Raw genomic sequence first — 6,697 nt, forward strand, 5'->3', positions numbered from 1 at the left:
CATTATTTTAGTTGTCAGAGATTATAAATCAATCTCTTGTCCCATTAAAGAAACAACGCAATCAAAACCATATTTTTCGTTTATTTTTATTCGAAGTTCATCAGCTGGAATATTTTCTCCATGAACCAAGAAAACTTTTTTAGGTTTATTTTCTAAATTTGATAGCCAATTGATTAAATCTTCTTGGTCGCCATGAGCTGATAGTCCCTCAATTTCAAGAATTTTTGCTTTTACTTCGTAATATTTTCCATGAATTTTAATGTCTTTTGCACCTTCTAATAGTTTTCGCCCACGAGTTCCTTCAGCTTGATATCCAACGATAATAACAGTTGTTTCAGGCAAACCTATATATTTTTCTAAATAGCTTAATACTCGACCACCTGTAACCATTCCGCTAGCAGCAATGACTACTTTAGGTTGTTTATCATAAATAGCTTCAATTGTGTCTTTATAATCGATAATCATGGTAAACATTTTACACATTTCAACACATTCGTTTGGAGAGAGTTTGTGCCATTTTGTGTTATTTTCAAAAACGTCTAATATTCTTATTCCCATTGGTGTATCAATGATGTAAGGAATATTTGGAATTTTACCTTCACTTTTAAGTTGCCAAAGCAAATACATTACCGTTTGAGCTCGTTCGACAGCAAAACTTGGAATAATGATTGTGCCGCCTTTGTTGACTGTATTGTTAATGTAAGTTTCTAGCTCAAATTTTGTATCAGTGTCTGGATGAATTCTATTACCATAAGTGCTTTCAAGAAAAATATAATCGGCATTTTTCGGTTTTGTTGGTGCATACATAAGTACATCGTCATCACGACCAATATCTCCAGAAAAAACTAATTTTTTATTTTCAATCATTAAATCTATTGTACAAGCTCCAATGATATGTCCTGCATTTGTAAAAACTGCCTCAATTTCAGCATCAAGATTGACAACTTCATTCACTTTTACTACTCTAAAAAGAGGAAAAACTTGTTTTGCTTGTTCTACTGTATAAAGTGGTTTTGCAATTTGGTGTTTTGAATAATGCCCTTCATTAGCTTTGTTAGCTTCTTCTTCCTGAATTTTTGCACTATCCAATAAAATAAGTTTTGCGATGTCTTTGGTTGGACTCGTGCAGTAAATCTTACCTTTAAAACCTTGATCAACTAATCTAGGCAACCAACCGCAATGGTCTAAATGACCGTGTGTAAGTAGAACAAAATCAATTGTTGATGGTAAAACTGGTAATGGTTCCCAGTTGAGTTCACGTAAGGGTTTTATGCCTTGAAAAAGACCGCAATCTATAAGAATTGTTACTCCATTACTTTCGATTAGTGTTTTTGAACCTGTTACAGTTCCTGCACCTCCAATGAATTTAATTTTCATAATGTTTTATTTTTTACTGCATTTAGCAAATTATTTTAAAAATTATCTATGTTATATTTCCTTATACAAATAAATCATCTTGGTTTGGTTCTATTCTTTAAAACTATCAAATAGAGTCACTTAAAATTTTTAATTTGTTTTTTTATAACTCCAAACAGCCAAACCATTTACAACTACTGCAAATCCAAATACTATTAATAAATTATTTAGTACCTCAACAAAACCAGAACCTTTTAAAAGTACCATTCTAATAAACTCAACAAAATAACGAATTGGGTTTAACAAAGTAATGTTTTGTGCCCATTTTGGCATACTTTCAATAGGCGTAAACAAACCACTCATTAAAATAAAGATTACCATAAAAAACCAAGCAATAAACATAGCTTGTTGTTGGGTTTCTGTGTGATTAGATATGAAAAGACCAAACCCTAATATTAAAAGTAAATAAATAGATGTGAAGCCATAAACTAATAAAATATTACCTAGCATTGGAACATTAAAAACAACTTTAGATATAATTAAACCTACAGTCAAAATGACTAATCCAAGTACCCAAAACGGAAATAATTTTCCGATAATAAATTGATATTTTTTTATTGGTGTAACGTTTATTTGCTCTAATGTACCCAACTCTTTTTCTCTAACAATATTCATAGACGAAAGAAACAATGTTAGCATGGTTACCAACAAAACTAATATGCCTGGAACCATAAAGGTTTTGTAGTTTAAGGTATTGTTATACCAAAAAGAAGGTATAACCATTATATTTTGTTCTACTTCTTTGTTTTCTGAAATATATTTAGATTGTATTTGAATATTCTTATTATAAGCACTAACGATCTGTGTTACATACACATTTTCTACACCAGCAGTTGCAGCATCAATAGCATTAATGTTAACAGAAATACTTCCTTTTTTATCTTTTTGTAGATTTCGATTAAAGTTTACAGGAATGTTTACAATAATATCTGTTTTACCTTTTTGCATTTCTTCAATAGCTTTATTCTCTGAAAAATAAGATTCTGTAACATTAAAATAGGTAGAAGCGTCAAATGCACTTATTAACTCTCTAGATTCTCGACTTTGATTATTATCAACAAAAGTGATAGCAATATTTTTAACATCAAATGTGGCAGCATTCGACAAAATTAATAATTGTAAAATAGGTAAAATAAATATTAGCTGAAGCATACTTTTATCTCTAAAAATCTGCTTGAACTCTTTTTGTATGATGAATAATATTGTTTTCATTTAGAAAATATTAAGTGTATTTAAAAAAATAATTTTATTCTAATCTGATTTTATATTTTTTAATACTTATTGTTATAAATAGTGTTGTCATTCCAATTAATATGAGTGTTTCTTTCCAAATATATTGAATACCAACACCTTTAAGCATTATGGCTTTTACAATAATAATGAACCATTTAGCAGGAATAATATTACTGATGATTTGCATTGGCAAAGGCATACTATTTATTGGGAAAATAAAACCAGAAAGTATTATAACAGGTAGCATTAGCCCCATCAAGGATAGCATCATTGCCGTTTGTTGCGAATCTGAAATAGTGGAAATTAAAATCCCTAAAGAAAGAGCAGATATAATGAATAAAATGCTTTCAAAAGATAAAAGTAGTAAGCTACCATTTATTGGCATTTTGAAAACAAAAAAGCCCAATAATAGTATGATTATAGCATTAATGATTGATAGAAAAATATAAGGAAATACTTTGCCAATAATTACCTGAAAAGGTTTTATTGGAGAAACCAAAAGGATTTCCATTGTACCGATTTCTTTTTCTCGTGTAATAGAAATAGAAGTCATCATTGCAGACACTAACATTAAAATAACAGTCATAACACCGGGAACAAAATTGAAAACACTTTTAAGTTCTGGATTATAAAACATTCTCGATTGTACTTCAACTTTTACTAAATTTGTTTTAGGTTGTTTTTTTTGTGACTGATAATTTTGAATAATCGCAGATGTATAATTTGCTATTGTGTTTGCTACGTTTGGTTCTGTAGCATCGGTTATAGCTTGTACTACTGCAACATTTTTTGTTTGCAAATTTTTACTAAAATCACGTTCAAAAATTAAAACCGCTTTAATTTTTCCTTTTTTAAATTCTTTTTCAATATCACTTTCTTTATTTATTTGATTTTCGACATTAAAATAAGGAGACGATTTTATTTTGTTAATAATTTTTTGTGTTTCTACATCATTTGATTGGTCAAAAATTGCAATTTCTACATTATTAATTTCATTTGTAATTGCAAAACCAAACAATAAAATTTGAGCAATAGGCATTCCAAATAAAATAAACAAGGAGCGTTTATCACGAAAAATGTGATAGAATTCTTTTTTTACAAAACCGATGAATCTTTTCATTTATAATAGTAATTAGTAACTAGTTAATAGTAATTAGCTTACTCAATATTACGTGCTAATTTTAAAAACACATCATTCATTGAATCTACTTGGAATTGTTCTTTTAGTTTTTTTGGAGAGTCTAATGCTTCAATAGCACCATCAACCATAATGGAAACACGGTCGCAATATTCGGCTTCATCCATGTAATGTGTGGTTACAAAAATGGTTGTTCCTTTGTAAGCTTGTGTATATATCATTTCCCAAAATTGTCTTCTTGTTATTGGATCAACGCCACCTGTTGGTTCGTCTAGAAAAACAATTTTAGGTTCATGCAACAAGGCAACAGAAAAAGATAATTTCTGTTTCCAACCTAATGGTAATGAACCCACTAAATTATTTATAACCTCTTGAAGTTCTAACTCTTCAACTAATTGTGTAATTTTTTGTTTGATTTGTTTTCTAGATAAACCGTAAATTCCTCCAAAAAAAGTAATGTTCTCTTTAATTGTTAAGTCATCGTACATTGAAAATTTCTGGCTCATATAACCAATACTTTTCTTAACCATTTCTGATTGTGACAATACATCAAAACCAGCAACATTTGCTTTTCCTGAAGTTGGATTAGAAATTCCGATGAGCATTTTCATTGCGGTAGTTTTTCCTGCTCCGTTTGCTCCAAGAAAACCGAAAATTTCTCCTTTATACACATCAAAAGTAATTCCTTTGACAGCAGTGAAATCTCCAAATTTTTTGGTTAGGTTTTCGACTTGTATGATTTTTTCTTCGTTCATAATTATAAATCCATAAACACATCTTCAATTGTCGTTTGAGCAGGTTTTATGATAATTTGAGTGTGATTTTTTTGTTGTAAATAATCCTGTAAATCGTTTGGATTAAAGTTTTGATTTGTATCTATATAATGAATAAATTCACCAAAAGCATAAACACTATAATGACTTGAGTAATTTTTCAAATCGTGAATTAATCCGTGTGTGTTTTTAGATTGAATATCATAAATTACTTTGTCGTATTTTGAAATGATGTTGCTTGGTGAATCGATTTTTAAGATTTTTCCTTTTTGTATTAAAGCAATTCTATCACACAATGAAGCTTCGTCCATGTAAGGTGTTGAAACTAAAATCGTGATTCCTTTTTGCTGTAATCGTTTTAGCATTTGCCAAAATTCTTTACGAGAAACGGGATCAACTCCAGTTGTGGGTTCGTCTAAAAACAAAACTTTTGGTGCGTGAATTAAGGCACAACACAATGCTAGTTTTTGTTTCATTCCTCCAGACAATGCTCCTGCTCTTCGTTTTTTAAACGGTTCTATTTGAACGTAAATATCTTCGATTAAATCGTAATTTTCTTCAATGGTTGTTCCGAAAATAGTGGCAAAAAAGGTTAGGTTTTCTTCTACTGTTAAATCTTGGTACAGTGAAAACTTTCCTGGCATATAACCCACAGAATTTCGAATGGCTTTATAATCTTGTTTAACATCAAATTCTAAAACTTTGGCATTTCCTTCATTGGCTAACAAAAGTGTGGTTAGAATTCTGAAAATAGTAGTTTTTCCTGCTCCATCTGGTCCAATAAGTCCAAATAATTCTCCTTCATTTACTTCAAAGGAAACGTCATCAATGGCTTGGATTGATTTGTAGGATTTTGATATGTTTTGGACAGAAATACTCATTATTTTAAAAGTGATTAGTTACTAGTGACTAGTAATTAGCTATTTAATTAACAGAAAATTACTTTCTTCTATTGCTTTTACTTCATGTTTAATATTTACTTCTATCATTACATAAACTCCGGAATTAAGATTAATTACAGTTCCTTTTTCATCAGTAAAAACGGCATTTCCAGAAATACAAACTAATAATGCAGGTATTTTTGAAACGTGTTCTTTTAAGGTTTCGCCTTTAGCAATTTGTAATGAAACAACTTTTTTATCATTTGATTCAAACAACAACTGTGTTTGAACTGCTGTATTTTCGGTGTGAAGATTTTTTAATATCATTGGAAATATTGATTAAAGGTTGTAAATGATTCTTGAATTTTAGCCAGGTTTTCATTTGATTTATCTTTTGAAAAATCATCAACTAATTCGATATAAGGAAGTAACCATTTATGCAATTCATCATGAGCTTGACCTTTCATAGTGCAATTTGATGTTAATAAATCAAGATTTTTTTTCAAATTATCAGCTAATAATTGATAGTTTTCAGGTGTTTCTTTGTCAAATGAAGTTACGTCATTTTCCATAGTACGAATATGAGCCATCATATCAACATCTACTTTCCATTTTTGTCCACCATTTAGTTGAATGGTTTCGCTTTCAGAATGTTGGTGTTCTTCAGTTTTAATTTCAGTAGCTTTTTCTTCTTTCGATTTCGTATTACAAGAGAAAAGAAGTAAACTAAATGTAGCTAAAAGGGCAATTTTTATTTTTAACATGTTCTATAATTTTTTAATTAATATTAATTTGGTTTTTCTTATTGATAGTGAAATAAGCAAATGCAACAAAGATTATGGTTACAACAATTCTAAAAATCATTGCACCAATTGTTTTGGTTTCATGCACTCCGTCTGTGTAGATATAAATAATAAAGCAAATAAATGCATTTATAAGAATTAGTGCCGAAATTCCTAAAATAGTTGATGTCCAATTTTTGTTTTTAACTAAGCCATAACTTGCTACTAAATATATTATGCTACTGATGAAATTTGTCCAAACTATGAACAAAACATAATTTCCTTCTTTGGCTCTAATTCCAAATAAGTCAAAAATTACTGAAGCACTCAAGAATAAAGTCAAAAGTCCAAAAGCAGCTAATAAAAATGCTATACCATATGAAATTAACTTTTTCATAATCACTCTGTTTTTATTATTGAATTCATAGTAATTTTAGAAATTATTGAATTTGAAATTAAACATGCAGCTTCCGA

8 protein-coding genes are annotated in these 6,697 nt (G+C 29.3%); all 8 read right to left on the bottom strand.

Annotation, left to right across the window (positions count from 1 at the left end; translation table 11 throughout):
* Positions 1-21: 21 nt before the first annotated feature.
* A complete protein-coding gene (locus M9Q43_RS12240) occupies positions 22-1,377 on the bottom strand; it encodes an MBL fold metallo-hydrolase RNA specificity domain-containing protein (protein WP_250593403.1) in 1,356 nt (451 codons plus the stop codon).
* Positions 1,378-1,506: 129 nt separating this feature from the next.
* Positions 1,507-2,628: an ABC transporter permease gene (locus M9Q43_RS12245; protein WP_250593404.1), complete on the bottom strand. Its 1,122-nt coding sequence runs from the start codon at positions 2,626-2,628 to the stop codon at positions 1,507-1,509.
* Between the two features lie 34 nt (positions 2,629-2,662).
* Positions 2,663-3,769: an ABC transporter permease gene (locus M9Q43_RS12250; protein ID WP_250593405.1), complete on the bottom strand. Its 1,107-nt coding sequence runs from the start codon at positions 3,767-3,769 to the stop codon at positions 2,663-2,665.
* A 38-nt stretch (positions 3,770-3,807) separates the two neighbouring features.
* On the bottom strand, positions 3,808-4,542 hold the full coding sequence (locus M9Q43_RS12255; RefSeq protein WP_250593406.1) for an ABC transporter ATP-binding protein: 735 nt from the start codon (positions 4,540-4,542) through the stop codon (positions 3,808-3,810).
* Positions 4,543-4,544: 2 nt separating this feature from the next.
* Complete coding sequence (locus tag M9Q43_RS12260) at positions 4,545-5,441, bottom strand: ABC transporter ATP-binding protein (RefSeq protein ID WP_250593407.1); 897 nt, start codon at positions 5,439-5,441, stop codon at positions 4,545-4,547.
* Between the two features lie 39 nt (positions 5,442-5,480).
* A complete protein-coding gene (locus tag M9Q43_RS12265) occupies positions 5,481-5,768 on the bottom strand; it encodes a cupin domain-containing protein (protein WP_250593408.1) in 288 nt (95 codons plus the stop codon).
* Positions 5,765-6,205: a hypothetical protein gene (locus M9Q43_RS12270; protein ID WP_250593409.1), complete on the bottom strand. Its 441-nt coding sequence runs from the start codon at positions 6,203-6,205 to the stop codon at positions 5,765-5,767. The genes M9Q43_RS12265 and M9Q43_RS12270 overlap by 4 nt, the downstream gene beginning before the upstream one ends.
* Before the next feature lie 13 nt (positions 6,206-6,218).
* Positions 6,219-6,620: a hypothetical protein gene (locus M9Q43_RS12275; protein WP_262319169.1), complete on the bottom strand. Its 402-nt coding sequence runs from the start codon at positions 6,618-6,620 to the stop codon at positions 6,219-6,221.
* Positions 6,621-6,697: the final 77 nt, after the last annotated feature.

Source organism: Flavobacterium odoriferum (genome assembly GCF_025499515.1).
Taxonomy (GTDB): Bacteria; Bacteroidota; Bacteroidia; order Flavobacteriales; family Flavobacteriaceae; genus Flavobacterium; species Flavobacterium odoriferum.